16 protein-coding genes are annotated in these 17,799 nt (G+C 70.7%); 8 read left to right on the forward strand and 8 right to left on the reverse strand.

Features of this window, described 5'->3' with window-relative positions; all coding sequences use genetic code 11:
- Positions 1–281: 281 nt before the first annotated feature.
- Positions 282–632, reverse strand: coding sequence for an SPW repeat protein (locus ACIBN2_RS37320; protein WP_399141461.1), 351 nt, complete (start codon positions 630–632; stop codon positions 282–284).
- Positions 633–805: 173 nt separating this feature from the next.
- Between ACIBN2_RS37320 and ACIBN2_RS37325 the strand changes: the two genes are divergently transcribed.
- Positions 806–1,705, forward strand: a complete 900-nt coding sequence (locus tag ACIBN2_RS37325; protein WP_399141281.1) for a universal stress protein — start codon at positions 806–808, stop codon at positions 1,703–1,705.
- Positions 1,706–1,824: 119 nt separating this feature from the next.
- Here ACIBN2_RS37325 and ACIBN2_RS37330 read toward each other — a convergent pair whose 3' ends face one another.
- Both ACIBN2_RS37330 and ACIBN2_RS37335 read right to left on the reverse strand, forming a co-directional pair.
- Positions 1,825–3,153, reverse strand: a complete 1,329-nt coding sequence (locus ACIBN2_RS37330) for a glycoside hydrolase family 3 N-terminal domain-containing protein (RefSeq protein WP_399141282.1) — start codon at positions 3,151–3,153, stop codon at positions 1,825–1,827.
- 551 nt (positions 3,154–3,704) lie between these two features.
- Entirely contained in the window at positions 3,705–3,932 is a 228-nt protein-coding gene (locus ACIBN2_RS37335) for a DUF1918 domain-containing protein (RefSeq protein ID WP_399141284.1), read from the reverse strand.
- A gap of 573 nt (positions 3,933–4,505) precedes the next feature.
- On the opposite strand from ACIBN2_RS37335, the gene ACIBN2_RS37340 reads away from it, so the two are divergent.
- Both ACIBN2_RS37340 and ACIBN2_RS37345 read left to right on the forward strand, forming a co-directional pair.
- Positions 4,506–5,369 carry a universal stress protein gene (locus tag ACIBN2_RS37340; RefSeq protein ID WP_399141286.1) on the forward strand — a complete coding sequence of 288 codons (864 nt, stop codon included), beginning with the start codon at positions 4,506–4,508 and terminating at the stop codon, positions 5,367–5,369.
- Between the two features lie 79 nt (positions 5,370–5,448).
- Complete coding sequence (locus ACIBN2_RS37345; RefSeq protein WP_399141288.1) at positions 5,449–5,826, forward strand: hypothetical protein; 378 nt, start codon at positions 5,449–5,451, stop codon at positions 5,824–5,826.
- Between the two features lie 185 nt (positions 5,827–6,011).
- On the opposite strand, the gene ACIBN2_RS37350 is transcribed toward ACIBN2_RS37345, so the two are convergent.
- Positions 6,012–6,959 (reverse strand): universal stress protein, encoded by a 948-nt coding sequence (locus ACIBN2_RS37350; protein ID WP_399141290.1) that lies wholly within the window; start codon positions 6,957–6,959, stop codon positions 6,012–6,014.
- A gap of 444 nt (positions 6,960–7,403) precedes the next feature.
- Between ACIBN2_RS37350 and ACIBN2_RS37355 the strand changes: the two genes are divergently transcribed.
- On the forward strand, positions 7,404–8,987 hold the full coding sequence (locus tag ACIBN2_RS37355; protein ID WP_399141292.1) for an MFS transporter: 1,584 nt from the start codon (positions 7,404–7,406) through the stop codon (positions 8,985–8,987).
- 62 nt (positions 8,988–9,049) lie between these two features.
- Here the strand turns inward: ACIBN2_RS37355 and ACIBN2_RS37360 are convergent, their stop codons facing one another.
- From ACIBN2_RS37360 to ACIBN2_RS37370, 3 genes are all read right to left on the reverse strand, one after another.
- The gene (locus ACIBN2_RS37360; RefSeq protein WP_399141294.1) at positions 9,050–9,421 is read right to left on the reverse strand and encodes a glycoside hydrolase family 3 C-terminal domain-containing protein; all 372 of its coding nucleotides are present in this window, start codon (positions 9,419–9,421) and stop codon (positions 9,050–9,052) included.
- 148 nt (positions 9,422–9,569) lie between these two features.
- Positions 9,570–9,803, reverse strand: a complete 234-nt coding sequence (locus ACIBN2_RS37365; RefSeq protein WP_399141295.1) for a hypothetical protein — start codon at positions 9,801–9,803, stop codon at positions 9,570–9,572.
- A 195-nt stretch (positions 9,804–9,998) separates the two neighbouring features.
- Positions 9,999–11,072, reverse strand: a complete 1,074-nt coding sequence (locus tag ACIBN2_RS37370; RefSeq protein WP_399141297.1) for a hypothetical protein — start codon at positions 11,070–11,072, stop codon at positions 9,999–10,001.
- A gap of 431 nt (positions 11,073–11,503) precedes the next feature.
- Between ACIBN2_RS37370 and ACIBN2_RS37375 the strand changes: the two genes are divergently transcribed.
- Both ACIBN2_RS37375 and ACIBN2_RS37380 read left to right on the forward strand, forming a co-directional pair.
- Positions 11,504–12,136, forward strand: a complete 633-nt coding sequence (locus tag ACIBN2_RS37375) for an RNA polymerase sigma factor (protein WP_399141299.1) — start codon at positions 11,504–11,506, stop codon at positions 12,134–12,136.
- Positions 12,133–13,281 carry a CU044_5270 family protein gene (locus tag ACIBN2_RS37380; protein WP_399141300.1) on the forward strand — a complete coding sequence of 383 codons (1,149 nt, stop codon included), beginning with the start codon at positions 12,133–12,135 and terminating at the stop codon, positions 13,279–13,281. Before ACIBN2_RS37375 ends, ACIBN2_RS37380 begins: the two co-directional genes overlap by 4 nt.
- A gap of 655 nt (positions 13,282–13,936) precedes the next feature.
- On the opposite strand, the gene ACIBN2_RS37385 is transcribed toward ACIBN2_RS37380, so the two are convergent.
- Positions 13,937–14,830 (reverse strand): LysR family transcriptional regulator, encoded by an 894-nt coding sequence (locus tag ACIBN2_RS37385; protein ID WP_399141302.1) that lies wholly within the window; start codon positions 14,828–14,830, stop codon positions 13,937–13,939.
- Between the two features lie 91 nt (positions 14,831–14,921).
- Between ACIBN2_RS37385 and ACIBN2_RS37390 the strand changes: the two genes are divergently transcribed.
- Both ACIBN2_RS37390 and ACIBN2_RS37395 read left to right on the forward strand, forming a co-directional pair.
- Positions 14,922–16,010 (forward strand): alcohol dehydrogenase catalytic domain-containing protein, encoded by a 1,089-nt coding sequence (locus tag ACIBN2_RS37390; protein WP_399141304.1) that lies wholly within the window; start codon positions 14,922–14,924, stop codon positions 16,008–16,010.
- A 291-nt stretch (positions 16,011–16,301) separates the two neighbouring features.
- Complete coding sequence (locus ACIBN2_RS37395; protein WP_399141306.1) at positions 16,302–17,558, forward strand: phospholipase D-like domain-containing protein; 1,257 nt, start codon at positions 16,302–16,304, stop codon at positions 17,556–17,558.
- Positions 17,559–17,799 lie beyond the last annotated feature (241 nt).

Consider the following 17,799-nt stretch of genomic DNA (forward strand, 5'->3'; position numbering starts at 1 on the left):
CGCGCACACGGGGCCGAAAGTCCCTCGGCCGGGGCCGGGCGGCTCCGCTCCGTGCATCCCCGCCCGTTCAGTGGCGCAGGGCCGCGCGGGCGATCACGGCTGTGCACACTCAAATTGAGCCCGCGCGTCGGGTGGTCCGCCGGAGATGAAGATGCCGCCGGAGTCGCGGGAGCCGGCTGCGCGTCTGCTCTCGAGCCGTCGAGCCGATGGCCCGGGGTGGCCGTCTGCCGGTGGGGGCGAGCGGACCGGCTCGGCCCCACCGGCGGACAACGGTGCGGGCGTCAGGTCAGACGCTTGGCCCGCAGTCCCAGCATCCCCGTGGTGACGGCGAACACGACGGCGAGGCCACCGACCACCGCGTTGCTGACGATCTCCGCGGCGGGGTGCGAGCTCCGGGCTCCGGCCACCACGAAGGGGGCGATGACGGTCCACACCCCGATCCCGGCCGCGGCCCAGCTCATCGCGTGCGTGCGCTCGAAGGCGGAGCCGAAACCGCCGCTCATCAAGAACGCGTACGCCAGGCCGGCGATCAGGTTGGTGACGGCGAGGGTGGGCAGCGTGGCGTCGAAGCCCACGATCCATGCCGATGCCGCCAGGTACAGACCGGCCAGCAGGCCGAGTCCCTCACAGATCTGCGCTGTCCGTGTCGTCGTATGTGCTACTTACATCGTGTGCCGCCGCCCGTGTGACGCCGTGGGCCGAAAGGCCCAAGGCAGGTACATGCAGCCTCTGTGCCGGTCCAGGGGGCAGGCGGATCCTGGGATCGGGGCAATGATCAACCGTGATCGAGGGGCGGTGACCCGAGATGAGCAAGCAGAAGCCCGGGCGCGTCATCGTCGGCGTGCACGCCTCCCCGGCCGGGCTCGGGGCGCTGCGGGCCGCGGTGGCGCAGGCCGAGCTCGGGGGCCGGGAACTGCTCGCCGTACGCGCCTACCGACCACCGCTGACACGGGATCCGGCCGTGCCGGATCCGGTGGCCTGGCGGCTCGCCCATCTGCCGGACCCCACCCCCTCGCAGATATGGGAGCAGATGCAGGCCGCACGCGAGGAGCGGGAGATACGCGTGGTGCGGGACGCGTTCACACGGGCGTTGGGCGGCATTCCGCGCGGCGTGCGGGTGCGTCCGGTCGCGTCGACGGGCCCACCCGGCGCGGTGCTGGTGGCCACCGCCTACCGGGAGGACGACCTGCTGGTGGTGGGCGAGCCGAGTGCTCGCGGCCTGCGGCGTGGGTGGCCGTGGCGCTGGTTCAGGCGCTCCACCTTCCGCTACTGCCTCACACACGCCACCTGCCCGGTTCTGGCCGTCCCACCGCTCGCCTCCTGCCCGGATCCGGCAGTCCCACCGCTCGCCTCCTGCCCGGATCCGGCAGTCCCACCGCACGACCCCACCCGTGCCGCCGGCGACCGCCCGCGGCCGAGCAGCCCAGACGTCCCGACGGAAGGGGCCGACATCATGCCTCACGCACCTGTTGCAAGGGTCCGGTCCGTCGACTCCGACGGCACGACCGCGTGGCCGGGGCGGTCCTGCTGCTGCACCGCCCCGCCGCGGGTCGAAGTGCTCCTGCCGACGCACGACGGCCGCAGGGTCGACCTGTTTCTGTGCGGTCACCACTACCGGTCCTCGCTCGGCCCGCTCGCGCTCGCCGATGCGACCGTCCGCTTCCGCGAGTCCCCCTCGGCACTCTCCCCCGCCGGGCACCGGTAGCCCGCCGACCTCGTCCTGGTCCTCGTCGGCAACGCAGCGTGCCGGAAGATCAAGCCGTTTGATCCGGAGGACGAAACGTCACGCGCGGTGGTCTCCGCGGCCGGCAGGGCGAGGGCAGCTCAGGTGCAGAGGTTGACGTGCCGGACGGCCAGGACATGGGCCGCAGCGTCGATCAGGCGGCTGCGGGACAGTTGGCCGCCCGCCACCGCGGTGGTGATCGCCGAGGAGGTCGCCGAGGTCTCCGAAGCCACATTGCCGGCCAGGCCGAACATGACCATGTCGGCACCGGAGCGCAGAGCCTGTACGGCGGCCCGTGGGACGGTGTAACCGGCACTCGAGATCGCCTTGGCCGACAGGGAGTCGGTGAGCACCAGCCCGTTGAAGCCCAGCTTGCCCCTCAGTTCGTAGGTGATGGTGGTGGGCGAGAGGCTGCCGGGGTTGGTGGCCAGGCCCGGGACCGTGTCGTTGGAGACCATGACGGCCGGGGCACCTGCCCTGATGGCCGCGCTGAAAGGCGGGATGCCGACCTTGACCAGGGTGGACCAGGGCAGGGTGTGCGCGGGTCCGTAGTCGGAGTTGTAGCTGGAACCGCCGAGGCCGGGGAAGTGCTTCAGGACGGGGATGACGTGGCCGTCGCGCAGGCCGTTCATGTAGGCGATGCCGTCGTTCGTCACCACCGAGGTGCTGCCGCTGAAGGAGCGCCAGCCGTCGGGGTCGGTCCTGGAGGGTGCCACGTTCCTGCCGTCGACGTCCACGACCGGCGCGAGGTCCATGTTGACCTGGGCGGCGGACATCCTGGCGGCGACCTTGCCGACGTTCTGCCGTATCTGCGTGGGTGTCCAGTGCGTGCCCATGTAGGCGGCCCAGGGCAGGGATCCGACAAGGTTGGCCATGCGCTGAACGCCGCCGCCCTCCTCGTCCGTCATCACCAACAGGCCCAGATGGCCGGGGACATGGGACTTCAGGGTGGTCAGCCGGGAACCGAGGTCGGAGGGCGCCGAGCTGCCGAACAGCAGCACGCCGCCCGCACCGGCGCTCACCTCCGTGGTGGCGTTGGACACGCCGGTCTCGGAGACCGGTACGACGATGGTCAGCATCGCCAGGCGCCGGTTCGACCACGCCGCGAGTTTCGTCTTGTTGGTGCACGCCGCCGCGGTGGAGATGGGGTCCGGCGACGGAGCCGTCGTACCCGCAGCCGGTGAAGTCGGTGATGTGGAGGAGGATTTGGCGGCGGGCGAGGAGGGCGAGGCGGTGGTGATGGAGGGCGCGGCGGCACTGGGGGCGGCAGCTCTGGGTGTGGCGGCGCTGGGGGCGGCAGCCTTGGGGGTAGCGGAGCCGCACGCCGCAAGGAACACCGCGGCGGCCGCAACGGCGCCCGCACAACGTCCGGTTCGGCCGAGGAGCGGGGCGATCACGCCGCGTTCAGCACAGGACGGGAGGAGTTTCATCGCCGAGCCCCTTTCCGGAAGAACACGAGGACGACAACAGACACACGCCGTCGTGCCCGGCCGACGTCCCTCTCCTCCCCGCCGACCGGGGACCGGAATCCTCGCGAATCCCCGCCCGCCACGCGGAAGGATCGCGAGCGGAGACGGCTCAGCACGCTGCATGAGCGGGCGGCGAAATTCGGGGCCAGTTCAACGCCTCCGCGGCCACGCTCGTAATGCGTCGGCCGGGGTCCGGGGCACAACGACCGACTCCAGAACGGCGCCGTTCGCCCAACCTTGCAGCGGGCCGGCCAGGCGCGGTCTGCCGCTACCGCACCCGGGGCCCTGCGGAAGCGGCCCGGACCGCCCGTATCAGCCGAACAGGCGGGGCACCCTTATCGTGTCGACGCGCCGCCAGCCCGACTTGGGCAGCAGCAACCACCCTCGCCCGTCCTCACGGTTCGTTCCGTTCGCCACCCTCGAGCGGGCCGCGCCTCGCGCCGCCCGGCGCCACGGCAGCCTGGCCCCGCACACGGGTCGCTCGGCCCCGGCTCCCCGTCCTGCGAGCGCGGTCACCGCGCCTCCCGCTGCGGGCGGTCGGACGAGGCATCACGCGCCCGACGAGTCTCGACCAGGCATCCGGGGCCGGGAAAGATCTCCGTCTCGTGACCGTCGTCGTGGCGCACCCGATAGGGCGGTTCGCCGTCCGGGCCGAGCACCTCCACGACGGTGGCATGGTGTTCGGGCGTTCCCACAGTCCTGCCGGTGAACCGCAGCACGTCTCCTGCCTGCGCCTTCATCCGGGCTCACCCCTTTCCCTGCCTCTCTCGCGTCTTCGTTCAGAATGGCTCCGGCGGGTGGCTCTCCCAGAAGGGCCGATCGGGCACCTCCTGGGGCTGTGGGGCCCTGTGACGGGGCCGCAGGCGGACTACATCCAGGTCCTCGACGGGCCCACATCGGGCGCAGAGCCACGGATCTACGGATCGCGGCGGTGGGCCGGCTGAACAGCCCCGACAGGCGGCGCTGATCTTGGCATCGACGCCTGCATGGCCCACTGCCGACCGGTGACCGGGGGAAGGCGGCCAACCGCGTGGTGGACAGGGACCGCCAGACCCCGCAGGCCACCGTGCTCACATCCGGCTCACACGGCGCTCCACCCTCCTGTGCACCTCGGTGCTGTCTTCCAGTCACGTTCCACGCGGCGTTGGGCCGTTCGGCCCAACGCCGGGAGCCGAGGAGCCCTCCCGTCCGTGCCCGCACCCAGGCCAGGGTGGAGAGCCCCTCGAATCGCGGCCGGGGCTCGAGCCTCCCCTGGCTCTCGGCTGCGTTCCAGCCGGGAGGTGCCCCCATCGCCCGACAGAAGGTGTGTGACCATGCTCGGCCCCATCACCGCCGGGATCGACGGCAGCGCCGCCAGTCTCGCTGCCGCCGCCTGGGCCGCCCGCGAAGCGGAACTCCGCGACACTTCCCTGCACCTGGTCTCCGCCTGGCCGCCGCCGGACAACTCCTCTCCCCCGACACGGGATGCCCCCGCCCGCCGCCGCTGGGCCGCCCGCTCCCTCGACCTGGCCCGCGACCGGCTGCGCCTGCGCCACCCCCACCTCGACATCCACGCCCAGATGCTCAGCCTGCCGCCCCGCGAAGCCCTCCTGGCCGCCGGACTCGCCGCGAACCTGCTCGTGCTCGGCTCCCGCGGCCTGGGCGCGACGTCCGCCCTACTGTTGGGCTCCACCGGCGCGCAGACCGCCGCCGAGGCCGACTTCCCCGTCGCTCTCGTCCGCCCCGCACCGCACGCCGACAAGCTGCCCGCCGGACCGGTCCTGCTGGCGATCGACGCCGAGACCCCTGCTCAGGACGGCGTCATCGCCTTCGCCTTCGAGGAGGCGGCGATGCGTGAGGTACCCCTGCGCGCCCTGTACGCCTGGATGCCGTCCGCCCCCGCACGCACCTACCCCGTCGCGTCATGGCAGTACGCCAGTTCGCCTCACGCCCGCCACGCCGAGCAACTGCTCGCCGAGACCTTGCTGCCCTGGCGACAGAAGTTCCCCGACGTACGCGTGGAGGAGATCTGCCTGGAGGACGTCCCCGCCGGCGCCGTTACCGCCGCCACCCACCATGCCGCCCTCGCCGTCCTCGGCCACCGCGTCACGCTCGCCGCCGGGCCCCGGCTCGGCGCGGTCGCCCACGCCGCCGTACGCCACGCGACCTGCCCGGTGCTCCTCGTCCCCCACCCGTGAAGGGCCGGGCCAGGACGAGTGACCCCGCACTCCGAACTGGCACTCCGAACTCGCACTCCGACAGAGGCTGTGAGACCCCATGGCACACGCTCCCTCCCGAAGCGGATACGGCCGTCTGGCGCCCGGGTCGGCCAAGGCCCGCCGCGATGTGCGCCGGGCCTGGCTGTGGCTCGCGCTGCTCCTCCCGGCCTTCGTCCTGACGGTGCTCTTCGGCGACTGGCTGCTGAGCCTTCAGGGGTACGCCGACGGCGACGAGACCGTGCCCCTGACCGCGACGCTCCTGGCGGGCGGCCTCGCCCTGCTGGTGCTGATCACTCCCGGTGTCGCCGCGCTCCTCTACGGTCTGCGCGCCCGGCGGCGTGGCGCGCCGGCCGGTCTGACTCCCGCCCTGGTCGGCGGCGTCACGGCCTTCGCTCTGGTCGTCCTGAACGTCGTGGCCCTGATCGTCAGCCGCTGAGGAGCGCTCGTCCCAGCGGCTGGTTGACCGGCGTTCCTCTGACGGATGGCCACGCGCTGCCGCAGCGTGATGGTGGAGCAGGCTCCGGGTTTGCCTGAGAGCTGGATGTTTGTCTGAGAGCTGGACGGCATGGGTGAAAGCTCCCCCGGTCCACGTGTCGTCGTCGGTGTCGCCGTGCGTTCTTCTCAGACGGCGGGGACGAGGACGACCGGGCAGTGCGCGCGGTGCAGCAGCGCGTGCGTGACAGGGCCGAGTCGCCTGCCGGGCCCTCGGCTGTGCCGACGATGCGTCGTGATCACGACCGTGCCGGCTGCGCGGCTGGCCTCCACCAGCGCCTCGGCAGCTCCGCCCCACACGGTGTCGATCTGGACCTCGACCTCCGGGAACTTCTCCCGCACCGTGGCGACGGCCATGCGGGGGACGGCGTCTGCCCTGCGGATCTCGTTGGCCAGGTCCGCCTGGAGCTGCTCGGCGGGAACGGGGCGGTGACTGCCCAGCAGCGCCGCGAAGGTGTTCGCGTACAGGACCTGCACGTGCGCGCCGCCTTGTTGGGCTTCTTCGAAGGCGAACCGGGCGGCATCGACGTCGGTGTCGTCGGCGACTCCGACCAGCACCTTTTCGTGTCCGGGCCTTCCGTACGACGAATCCGCCGACTCGCCACGCACCACCAGCAGCGGACCGGCACAGTGCGCGGCGACCCGCAGGCCCACCGAGCCCGCCAGCGGTGTGGTGAACTCACCCCAACCGCGGTTGCCGACGACGGTCAGCGCCGCCCGTTCGCCGCGACGCACCAGCTCCGATGCCGCCGGTTCCGGGCTCAGGGTCGCGACCACATCCAGCTCCGGGGCGCGCTCGCGCACCCGCTCGACGGCGGATTCCAGCACGTTGTGCGCCCTGTCGAGGAGGGAGCGCTCGTCCCTTCCACCGGTCTCCGCGTCGGGTGCGCCGTGCTTGGCCCACGGCCAACCGTGCAGGATCTCCAGCGGCGCATAGCGGGCCTGAGCCTCGGCAACCGCGCGGTCCAGGGCGCGCACGGCCTGGTCCGACCCGTCCACCCCGACGAGCACGTGCCCGTGCAGGGGGGCTCGGGGTGCGTACTTGGCATAGTCCCAAAGGGTCTTCTGCTCAGACATCGCTTCCGCTCCTCGTCCTTGCCAGTCCTTGTGGTTGTGGTTGTGGTTGTCGTGGGTTTCCCTTCAGCGCAATCGCCTCGGGTACGGGCCTTGGACGCGGCTCGGCGCCGGCCGGTCATGGGTGTCCAGGATCGCCGCGCCGTCGGACCCGGCATCTTTCCGGCACACGACTGCTCGCCCGGCTGTCGGCATGACGGTCGCCTCTCCGTCTTCACGCCCAGCGTCGTGCGATCGCGCCATTCGCTGCTTGGGCCCAGTGGGCCAGGAGTCTGCCCATCGGGCCCTGCGCCACGGCCAGACCACACGTACGGCCAGACCGCACGCACAGCCAGACCGCACGCTCGCCAGCGATGCGGAACAGGGCGACGTGCGCAGGCCGCCCGACCCTTGGGCGGGACGTTCGGCACCTGCCCGGGAGCGCGGAGCCAGGCGCTGGATGGAAGCATGACCAATCTGCGTGACATGCCGCAGGCAGCTCCGGCACCCGAGGCGGGCGGCGCGAGGAGCCGATGGATCGCCCTCGTGGTGCTGTGTGTGTCGCTGCTGATCGTGACCTTGGACAACACCATTCTGAACGTCGCCCTGCCCACCCTGGTGAAGGAACTCGGGGCGACGACGACGCAGTTGCAGTGGATCGTGGACGCCTACGCGCTGGCGTTCGCGGGGCTGATGCTGGTGGCGGGCAGCAGCGCGGACCGGTTCGGCCGCCGGCGGGTCTTCACGGCCGGGCTCGCGCTGTTCGGGGCCACATCCGCATGGGCGGCGTACTCCGGCTCGGTGGGCATGCTGATCGCGGCGCGCACCGGCATGGGCGTGGGCGCGGCGATGATGATGCCGGCCACCCTGTCGATCATCACCGACGTGTTCCGGGACCCCGGCGAGCGGCGACGGGCGATCGGCGTGTGGGCCGCCACCAGCGGGCTCGGCATCGCCATCGGTCCGGTGGCGGGCGGGCTGCTGCTGGAGCACTTCTGGTGGGGGTCGATCTTCTGGGTCAACATCCCCTTCGCCGCGGCCGGTCTGGTGTGCGCACGGTTGCTGGTGCCGGAGTCCCGCAACCCCGCGGCGCTGCGGCCGGATCCGGCCGGTTCGGTCCTGTCGATCGTCGGTCTGGGGTTGCTCCTGTGGGCGATCATCGAGGCGCCGGTGCGCGGCTGGTCGTCGGGGATCGTGCTCGGTGCGGGCGGGGCCGGGCTGGCGGTGCTGGTGTGCTTCGTGTTGTGGGAGCGCGTCACGTCCCACCCCATGCTCAACCTCGCCTTCTTCGGCAACCGTCGCTTCTCCTTCGCCACCACTTCCGTGGCACTGGCGATGTTCGGGCTGTTCGGGGCGCTGTTCGTGCTCACCCAGTACCTGCAGTTCGGCCTCGGCTACTCGGCACTGGCCACGGGCGTGCGGGTGTTGCCGGTCGCCGGGCTGCTGGCGCTGGTGGCTCCCCTGTCTCCCGTGCTGGTGCGGGTGGCCGGCACCAAGGCGGTCGTCGGTGTGGGCCTGCTGGTCGTCGCGGGCGGGCTGTGGCAGCTGTCCCGCGCGGAGGTGTCGTCCACCTACGGAGACGTGGTCGGCGGGATGATGCTGCTCGGCCTCGGCGCCGGTCTGGTCGTCCCGGCCTCGCTCGACTCCCTCATGGGCACCCTGCCGCCGGGCGACACGGGTGTGGGCTCCGCATCGAACGGCGTGTCCGTGCAACTGGGCGGCGCGCTCGGGGTCGCCGTGATCGGCAGCCTGCTGACGACCCGTTACCAGGACCGCATGGGGCCGCCGCTCACGCCGTACCACCTCCCGCACGGCGTGTCGGACAGCGTCCTCGGTTCCCTGGGCGGCGCCCTCGAACTGGCCCAGCGGGTGGGCGGTACGTCCGGCCGCCTGCTGGCGGCACTCGCCCGCTCGGCGTTCATCAGCGGCATGGGTCTTGGCCTGACCGTCGGCGCCGCGGTCGCCACGGCCGGTGCCGCACTGGCCTTCGCGGCCCTGCCGTCCCGGCCACCCGCCGACACCCCGAAGCCGGCGGACCCGCCTGGACGTTGACACGTTGACCGTCCCGGGGAGGTAGAGGGCGCGCGGGCGGCTCGGTGTCCGTACCGGCCCGGTCAGTCGGGCCGGCGCGGCTCATTCCCGGAGGCGCTGTAGGACAGGCCGTGGCCTGCCGGGAAGAGTGGGTCCCCCGTGTCGTTCGGCACGTCTTCGCGCGACGCCTCCACCGAGCGCATCGAGGAGGGCATCTCCACCGGCAGGCGCCCGCGAGGCGCGGCATCGCCGAACAACAGCCCCAGCAGGGCCTCGTCCGTGATGCCGAACTCGGCGACGGTCGCCGCCGCGGCGGCCGTGATCTCGGGGATGACCGCGGGACGGTCGAGGTGGACGACCACCACGGACGGCACCTCGCCCAGTTCCCCCGGCTTCGAGAGAACCTCGACTGGGACGCCGCTGCCGAGGCAGCAGACGGGCGACCAGAAGCACATACCCGCTCACGCTGATGTGCCAGTTCGGCATCGCCGAGAAGCCCGCCATGCGCTACGTCGCCGCCCATCCCGTACGCGCGGCCAAGCCGCCCCGGCGGGCGGAGCAGCGAGCCGCGTCGTGCCGTCAACGCCCCCTGTGCAGGGGCTTTCAGCAGTCTGCTTCGTCGGGGGCGAGCTTCTCGCGCTGAGCGTTCTGCGCGACACGGGAGAGCAGGGTGCGCAGTAGTTCGGCGTCCTTGTCACCGAGGCTTACGAGAAGTCGTGCCTCCGCGGCTCCCAAGCTGCGCCGCACCTGCTCCAGCCGCCTGCGGCCGTTGTCGGTGAGGAGGACCTGGCGCGCGCGTCGGTCCCGCGGATCCGGTCGTCGCGAGATCAGCTCCACCGCACCTCTCAGGCGACCACACGATCTCTTCCCGGATTCACTTCTCCCGGACCTCCAGCAGGCCGAGCACCGAGGGCACCGGCCACCTCCACGAGCGAGACGGGCAGACCAATCATGCCCATCTCTCCCGCTGCCGAACGGAGTTCATTCCCACCCGCCCCGAACCAACCAACTGTTCCGGAAGTGGACGGTGTGTCAGATGTCAGGTGTCGGTGTCGCGTCCACCTTGGTCAGCTGGGTGCCGATGGAGTAGACGGCGGGTTTGCCGTCTGCGGAGATGAGTCCGAGTTCCGTCTGGACGTAGTGGCGGACGACCTTGGTCATGTGCGCGTCCGGGTGGTGCTTGACGAACGGCTTGTCCGTATCGCCGAGGCTGATATAGGACTGCAGGTCCTTGGCGAGGAAAGTCTCCTCGACAGCGCTGTCGGACAATACAAGCGCGCCACCGCCGGTGGTCTTCGCGGCGAAGACGTCGCCCGCGCGGGGGGCGGTCTTCTTGAAGTCGACCCAGGCGTGGCCGTCCAGGTTGTCTTCCCGTTCGGTGTACCAGGAACTGCCGATGCGTCGGGCGGAGGTGGGGGCGAGCGGGGTGTTGCTGCTTCCTGTCACCCAGAGATCGGTGACCAGTCCCGGCAACTGCGAGGGCGCCGTCTTACCAATCTTGGCGTCGGGGGCGGCGACCTTCATCAACCCGCTTCTGTCGAGGGCGAGGTGGGGCACCTTGGCCACGTCGGATCCTTCGAAGTCGCGGGCAACGACCATCCGCCAGCCGTCACCGGAGCGCTGGAAGACGAGGAACCTGATGTCCTTCGACCACAGCTTGCCCGGCTTGCCACCGGTGAGTTGCGCGCCTTGGGTGCGCACCAGGAACCAGTCGGCCCCCGAGGAAGCGGGCGGGATGTAAAAGGTGCGGTTGACGTAGACGAACGGAGCGATGGTGCGCGCGACATCGCTCTTCTTGAGGCCTGGGATCTGCGTGAAGTACGCCTGGTCCATCGCAAGGACAGCGCCGGCCTCCGCCGTCGCCATGAGTGAGGCGGAACGCTTGGCGTTGGCCTGGTTGTTGGCCTTCTGATAGGCGTCCAGCGTCTTGTTCGCCTCGGCCCTGGTGAGCAGCGGCCTCTCGGTCGCCGCAACGCCCGCGGGCGCGGAAGCGGTGTCGCCGGCGGAGCATCCGGTCAGGGAAGCCGCGGCTGTGAGTACGGCCGCGGCGAGCACGCCGATGCGCGTGGCTCGGGCTATGTGAGTAGAGCGGGCCGAGTTGGCCATGAAGAAGTGTCCCCGTTTCTCGTGTGCTTTCGGCGATCGCCCTGTGCAGTGCGCAGGTGATGATCGCTGTGCCACGCTATCGATCCCACTCACCCCGACCGCAACTCCCGCCCCGCCCCAGAACCGGACCGTAACATTCCGAATTGTGGACGTCAGCCGGTCTCAACGGAGTTGAGCGTGACGAGCAGACCATCCCCGGGCCGTAGAGGCGATCCGGCCTCCGCTCAGAACAGGTGCCCTGCCGCTCGTTGAGATCACGGCGGCCGCCCAACAGACCCACACGGTACGGTCGGTGACGGCGCGGCCGGCCGGCGGCGTGGTCGCGGCCGCGCGTTCCCTCTTCGAGTTGCATCGGATTACTTGCAGCCCGCGGATGTGACCTGAGTCACGAATGCCTCAGGGAACCCGGTGGCGCGCGGACAGGAGCAGGTGTGGAACTCTCCTTGCGCGCCCGCCTGCGCTCCGGTGATCCGGAGGCATTCGGGGCGATATTCGACGAACATGCCCGGACGGTGCACCGGTACGCGGTCCGCGTGACCGGGAACTGGGCGACGGCCGAAGACGTGGTGTCGCTGACCTTTCTGGAGGCCTGGCGGCTGCGCGAGACGGTACGGCCCGAAGGCGACGGCATGCTGCCGTGGCTGCTCGGCATCGCCACCAACGTGCTGCGCAACACCACGCGGGCCGCTCGCCGCTACGAAGCCGCCCTGAACCGTGTCCCGCCGCACGACACCGCGCCGGACTTCGCGGACGAGGTCGTCGAACGGATGCAGGACGCCAGGCGGCTGGCCGCAGCGCAGCGGGCACTGCGGCGGCTGCGGCGCGGCGAGCGGGAGGTGTTCGCGCTGTGCGTGTGGGCCGGCCTCGACTACGCGGCCGCCGCCGAGGCGCTGGACGTGCCCGTCGGCACGATCCGCTCCCGCCTTTCCCGCGCCCGGCGCCGGTTGCGGAAGTTGACGGACGAGGAACTCGCCTCTGACAGGACGGAACCGGCGTCGCGTTCCGGACAGCAACAGGATGGCCGCGCGATCGCGGCCCGGTCGATCCAGGAGCAGAACCGATGAACGCCAAGACGCCACACCACGACGGCCCCGATGCCGAAGCGTCCGCGGAGTCCGCACAGCGCGCCGACGCGGCCCGACTGCTGCCGCTCCCGGCTCTCCGCGATCTGCCCGACGACCGCCTGGGCGTCCTCAAGGAGCACCTGATGAGCGAGATCCGTCGATCCGTACCCGCGGCCGGCCCCGATGCTGCCGCCGCGGACGCCGTTGCGGCGCCGAGACGCCGTAGGCAGCGCTGGGTGCCGGTCCTCGCCCCGCTCGCCGCGGCAGCCGTGGCTGCCGTGGTCCTCACCACCGGCGTCGGCCACCACAACCGGCACACCGACACCGCGCGGCCCGCTCCCTCCAAGGCCTCGATGTTGCTGGACAACGCGGCCGACGTGGTCTCTCGCGCACCGGCCGTCACTGTCGGCCGGCAGCAGTACGTGTACATCCGCAGCGTCTCTGCCGGAAGGGAGAACCCCCTCCAGGCGCAGTGGACCGACAAGGACGGCCGGGTGCACAGGAAGTACTCCAAGACCGCCGAGAAGCTCAGCAGGTTGGAGACCCTTCGGGAGTGGATTCCCTGGTCGCGGAGCCAGGCCGGCGCCCAGGCGTACGGCGACAAGGCTCCCGAACGCCTCAACTTCCCCGGCCCCGGCGAGGGCACGATCGGAGGCCCCGGACACACGCAGAGCCCCTACGAGGACCTGGCCGCCCTCCCCCGCGACCCCGCGGCGGCGCTTCGGGCGATCGAGACCGACTGGCAGCGACAGGTGGACAACGCGGAGAACACCAAGGGGGGCAAGCACCCGGCCGTGAGCATGCCGTGGGTCTTCGCGTATCTCGGCGGCATGCTCCAGGAGTCCGTGGACCCGCAGACCACGGCGTTCCTCTACCGCGTCGCCGCCCAGATCCCCGGCACCGCGGTGATCCCCGACGCGGTGGACGCCGCAGGCCGGCACGGTGTCGCGATCACCCTGGACGGTCAGGCCGGAGACCGCCAGGAATGGATCTTCGACAAGTCCACGTACGCCTTCCTCGGCTTCCGCGATGTCACTCAGCAGGACACGGTGATCGGCAAGGCCGGCAGCGTGATCCAGACCACCGCGGTGCTCCAGCGAGCCGTGGTGGACCATGTGGGCGAGGAACCTCGCACGGGGTCCTGAGACAGGCGCCGCACCTGACTGCGCCTCAGGCGGCGGGTGGTGAGGGCGAAAAGGGCTCGCTGGAGACCGGATCTGTGTGGAGCGGTCAGTTCGGGCTGCCGAGGACGTCCCTGGCTGCCGAGCGGAAGCTCTTCACAGCCTGGTAGAGGACGCGCTCTCTCAGCGGCAAGGGCGACGTCCGCCGTCTTGTGAGAGCTGTCTCCCGCGTGAGCGTTCTTCACCATCCGCTGCATCACGTCGGAAAGACCGCCGGATGCTCGGGCCACGTCGTCGGCCGCCCTCACCACGGCGGACGGCCCTTCAATCACGACAACTTCGGCCGCACGGTGCACTTCGCGCGCCAGGGTGATGAAGCGTTGCACCTTCTCGTCGACACTCTGCAGGTCAGGCTGGTGCGGCCGAAGTACATCAAAGATGGCGTCCATGGCTATGTCGCGATCGTGCAGAGCGCTGAGGTAACTCGCGTAGGCATCCCTGCGATGCTGCCTGCGCCACTGGGCGAACTGCGAGCGCGCCGCCACACGCCCACTCACGATTGCCGCGCCAAGAGCGGCGAGGGAGCCGACAACGGCACCGTTCGTTCACAGCCTGGAAGGCGGCTGCCGTCCCTGCGAAAACCCACCCTGCCGTGCAGGCCCGCAACCCCGCCGGCGGATCAGGCGCCCGAGGTGATCGCCCGGGTGACGGCGCAGATGGCCGGGGCCGGTCGGCCGGGGAGGCGGGTCACGAGAATCCGGCGCACCTCGGGTGGCACGCCGTCCACGTGCAGCAGACTCACGCCGTGCGGCAGCACCGGCGACATGCGCGAGGGAACGGTCGTCACGCCGAATCCGCCGGAGACCAGCTGCAGTTTGGTCAGCCAGTCACGCGTGATGTGGACGATGCGCGGCCTGCCGGGCAGGCCGGGCCAGACGCCGAGCATGGGTTCGCTGCTCGACGACGGACTGGCGATCCACGGAGCGTCGACGAGTTCGTCGACGTGCACGGTGGTCCGGCCGGCGAACCGGCCGGTGGCAGGCGCCGCCACGAGCAGTTCGGAATCCTCGACCATTTCGGTGTGCAACCGGGGGGATTCACCGTCCGCCGGCCGGTGCGGTGGGCGGGACGTCAGCACGGCGATGTCGATGGTGCCCGCCCGCAGGGCGCGGAGCAGCGCGGGTGTGCCGGCCTCACGTGTCGTGACCGTGATCCGCGGGCTGGTCACTGCGAGCCGCGCGAGCACACCGGGCAGCAGTACCGCCCCGGCGCTGGGGAACATCCCGAGCCGCACCAGTTCGGTCTGCGGAGCCGAGCCGGTGAGTTCACTCTCGGCCGCCGCGACGGAGTCCAGGATCGAGCGGGCATGACGCAGCAGGGTCAGGCCCGCGGCAGTGAGCTGCACGCCGTCGAAGCGGCGCTCGAACAGCGCAGTGCCCGCGCTCCGTTCGAGGGCCGCCGCCTGGCGTGAGATCGCCGACTGGGTGTAGCCGAGCTGGGAGGCCGCCGCGGTGAAGCTCCCGGACTCGGCGACCTGCCGCAGAACCCGCAGAGCCGTACTGGAGAAGTCCATGCGCACTACGCATACCACACATGCCAGAACGTCGCTTGGCGCATGCCCTGCACGCTCCTAGCCTCAAGGCGGACGACCAAGGAGACAGCAGATGCGAGCAGCAGTTCTGACCCGATTCGGTGCCCCGCTCACCGTGCGAGAGACGCCCGACCCGGAGGCAGTGGGCGGCGAGGTGGTGGTCCAGGTCCTCGCGGCCTGTGTCCCGCCGTACGCCGTCGAGGTCTTCAGCGGTCAGCGGAAATATCCGCTCGAACCGCCGGTGATCCCCGGTATCGGTGGCATAGGCCGGGTCGTCGGCGTCGGCCCGGACGCCACCCGGCTGCGCGTCGGTGACCTGGTGTGGTGCGATTGCACGGTCCGCTCGCGCGACGACGCGCTGACCCCCGACATCACGCTGCAGGGCTGGAGCTCCCGGGGCGACGGCGGCGCCAGGCTCGCCCGGCACCTGCACGACGGATCGTTCGCCGAGCTCATGCGCCTTCCTACGGAGAACGTCTACCCGCTGCCCGCGGAAGCGGAGGACGACCCTGCGCGCTGGGCTTCGCTGAGCGTGTACGTCATCCCGTACGGAGGGCTGCTGGCAGGCGAACTCCATGCCGGTGAAACGCTGCTCGTCAGCGGGGCCACCGGCAACCTCGGCAGTGCCGCGGTCGCCGTGGCCCTCGCCATGGGTGCGGGCCGGGTGATCGCGCCTGGACGCAACCGCGCCGCGCTCGGCCTCCTCGGCGACCGGTTCGGTCCACGCGTGCGGCCGGTCGAACTGACCGGAGAAGAGGCCACCGACCGCGCAGCCATGTCCGCGGCCGCCGACGGCCCGATCGACATGGTGCTCGACCTGCTCCCGCCCGCCGCACCCGCATCGGCGGCGCGCGCGGCGGCCATGACCGTCCGCGAGAGCGGACGCGTCGTCCTCATGGGCGGTGTGGGAATGCTCGGCGGCGCAGACCTCGCTCTCCCCTACCCGTGGATCATGCGCAACTCGGTGACCGTGCGGGGACAGTGGATGTACCCGCGCTCGGCGAACGTCGGCATGATCCGGCTCATCGCAGCGCGTGCACTCGACCTTGGTCCCGAACAGGTGCGGACCTTCCCCCTCGACGCCGTCAACGACGCCGTCGAATACGCCGCCGCGCATGCAGGGCCGTTCGACCGCACCGTCCTCACCCCGCCCGCCGGTTGACGGCAGTACACCGGCTCGTCAAGTTCGCGGCCGGCACATCGCAGCCGCCACATCACCTGCCGGCGGCGGACGACCGCGTAGGCCTGGATTGCCCTCTGAGCGCCGGGCCGTCACTCACACGGCGCACGGAATACCCCGATTCGGCTAACTCAGGATGACATTTCGGCCTTTCTGGGCACAGTGATGTCACTTCGGCGACCCGTGCCCCCGCTCGCCCCCACCGCACTCATGAAAGCGTCGCCGATGACCCGTACGCCCGTGGGGCCTCGCCTTTTCCGATATCTCCGTACCGTGACCGTCGTCGCAGCGACGGTGCTGCCGCTTGTGTTCGCCCTCCTCGTCGGCCAGGCGACACCGGCGGCCGCCGCGCCCGTCAAACCAGTGGTCAACGGACCGGTGTTCAACGACCCATTGGGCACATCGGAGCAGCAGGAGGCGATCTTCACTCAGCTCATCCGGCTGATCAACGCGACGCCCGCGGGTGAGCAGATCCGCGGCTCGATGTACGAGTTCAACGACCTGGCGGTGGCGAACGCCCTGCTTGCCGCCAACTCGCGTGGCGTCGCCGTCAAGCTCGTCGTCGACGACTCCACGTATGTGGGAGCCAACGGGGCCGAATACACCAACCCGGCCTTTCAGGCCCTCAAGTCCGGGCTCGGAACCAACGACTCCGCCCGGTCCTGGGTCGTCGTCTGCGACGACAAGTTCGAGGACGCGGACGGCGTGGACGACGTCAGCCGCGGTTGCCTGGGCGTCGCCCCGCCCGGACCGGCCTACGCCCACAACAAGTTCTTCATCTTCTCGAAGATCGGGCCCTTCGACGACGGCACCAGCTACTCGAAGGTCGTCTTCCAGACCTCCTCGAACCTCGGCGACTGGTACAAGGTCGAGTCCTTCAACGACTCGGTCACCTTCGCCGACAGCGCGGTGTACAACGGCTATGCCACTTATCACGAGATGCTCCGTAAGGGGCGTTCTCTCGCCGGCGGCAACAACCACGCCTACTTCTCCACCCCCAGCGGCTCGACCTACCGCGCCTTCTTCTTCCCGCGCGGTGACTCGTCGTACTACAACCCGGCCACCGACACGATCGTCGGCGTACTGAACCAGCTCAGCTGCACCTACACCGGATCGGACGGCAAGAAGCACCAGACCGACGTCCGTATCGTGACCAACGATTTCTTCGGCTCGCGCCGCCAGGTCGCCGACAAACTGGCCCAACTGCACGGCCAGGGCTGCTGGATCGACATCCTCTACGCCGAGACCGATTCGACGATCACCAGCCGGCTGGACGCCGCCGGCATCCAGCACCGCAGATGCAGCATCCCCAACGGCCCGGGCATCGACGTACGTCCGCACAACAAGGAGATGCTGATCGACGGGGCCTACGACGGCGACATCACGCCCCGGGTCTACACCGGCAGTGCGAACATGACCGGGTCGTCGCTGCGCTCGGCCGACGAGGCGATCGTGCGGATCGCCAGCGCGTCCTACCACTCGAAATACCTCAGTACGTTTTACAAGATCCGCGCCGCCTGCGGTGGATGAGCCACCAGCCGGCCTGCTGCACGCGCCGACCGCCCGCTGGGGCGGACGGCGCGTGCAGCCCGGGGATGCCGAAGCGCGGGGGTCAGGAACGGACCCGGCCGCACGGCGAAGCACCGCCCGAAGACACACGCAGATGCTTGCGCGAGGTGATCGCGAGCGGTGCGACGGAGGCCCAGCCGTGTGCCGCCACCATGTCGGTCAGGCCTTCAGCGTTCCCGGCCACGCCGTAGCGTCGTTCACG

The sequence above is a fragment of the Streptomyces sp. NPDC050534 genome (assembly GCF_044457745.1).
Lineage (GTDB): Bacteria > Actinomycetota > Actinomycetes > Streptomycetales > Streptomycetaceae > Streptomyces.

Bases quoted from the DNA above. Each gene is read 5' to 3' on its own strand.
- ACIBN2_RS37325 (WP_399141281.1), top strand. From the start codon at position 806: ATGAGCAAGCAGAAGCCCGGGCGCGTCATCGTCGGCGTGCACGCCTCC.
- ACIBN2_RS37330 (WP_399141282.1), bottom strand. From the start codon at position 3,153: ATGAAACTCCTCCCGTCCTGTGCTGAACGCGGCGTGATCGCCCCGCTC.
- ACIBN2_RS37335 (WP_399141284.1), bottom strand. From the start codon at position 3,932: ATGAAGGCGCAGGCAGGAGACGTGCTGCGGTTCACCGGCAGGACTGTG.
- ACIBN2_RS37340 (WP_399141286.1), top strand. From the start codon at position 4,506: ATGCTCGGCCCCATCACCGCCGGGATCGACGGCAGCGCCGCCAGTCTC.
- ACIBN2_RS37345 (WP_399141288.1), top strand. From the start codon at position 5,449: ATGGCACACGCTCCCTCCCGAAGCGGATACGGCCGTCTGGCGCCCGGG.
- ACIBN2_RS37350 (WP_399141290.1), bottom strand. From the start codon at position 6,959: ATGTCTGAGCAGAAGACCCTTTGGGACTATGCCAAGTACGCACCCCGA.
- ACIBN2_RS37355 (WP_399141292.1), top strand. From the start codon at position 7,404: ATGACCAATCTGCGTGACATGCCGCAGGCAGCTCCGGCACCCGAGGCG.
- ACIBN2_RS37360 (WP_399141294.1), bottom strand. From the start codon at position 9,421: ATGTGCTTCTGGTCGCCCGTCTGCTGCCTCGGCAGCGGCGTCCCAGTC.
- ACIBN2_RS37370 (WP_399141297.1), bottom strand. From the start codon at position 11,072: ATGGCCAACTCGGCCCGCTCTACTCACATAGCCCGAGCCACGCGCATC.
- ACIBN2_RS37380 (WP_399141300.1), top strand. From the start codon at position 12,133: ATGAACGCCAAGACGCCACACCACGACGGCCCCGATGCCGAAGCGTCC.
- ACIBN2_RS37385 (WP_399141302.1), bottom strand. From the start codon at position 14,830: ATGGACTTCTCCAGTACGGCTCTGCGGGTTCTGCGGCAGGTCGCCGAG.
- ACIBN2_RS37390 (WP_399141304.1), top strand. From the start codon at position 14,922: ATGCGAGCAGCAGTTCTGACCCGATTCGGTGCCCCGCTCACCGTGCGA.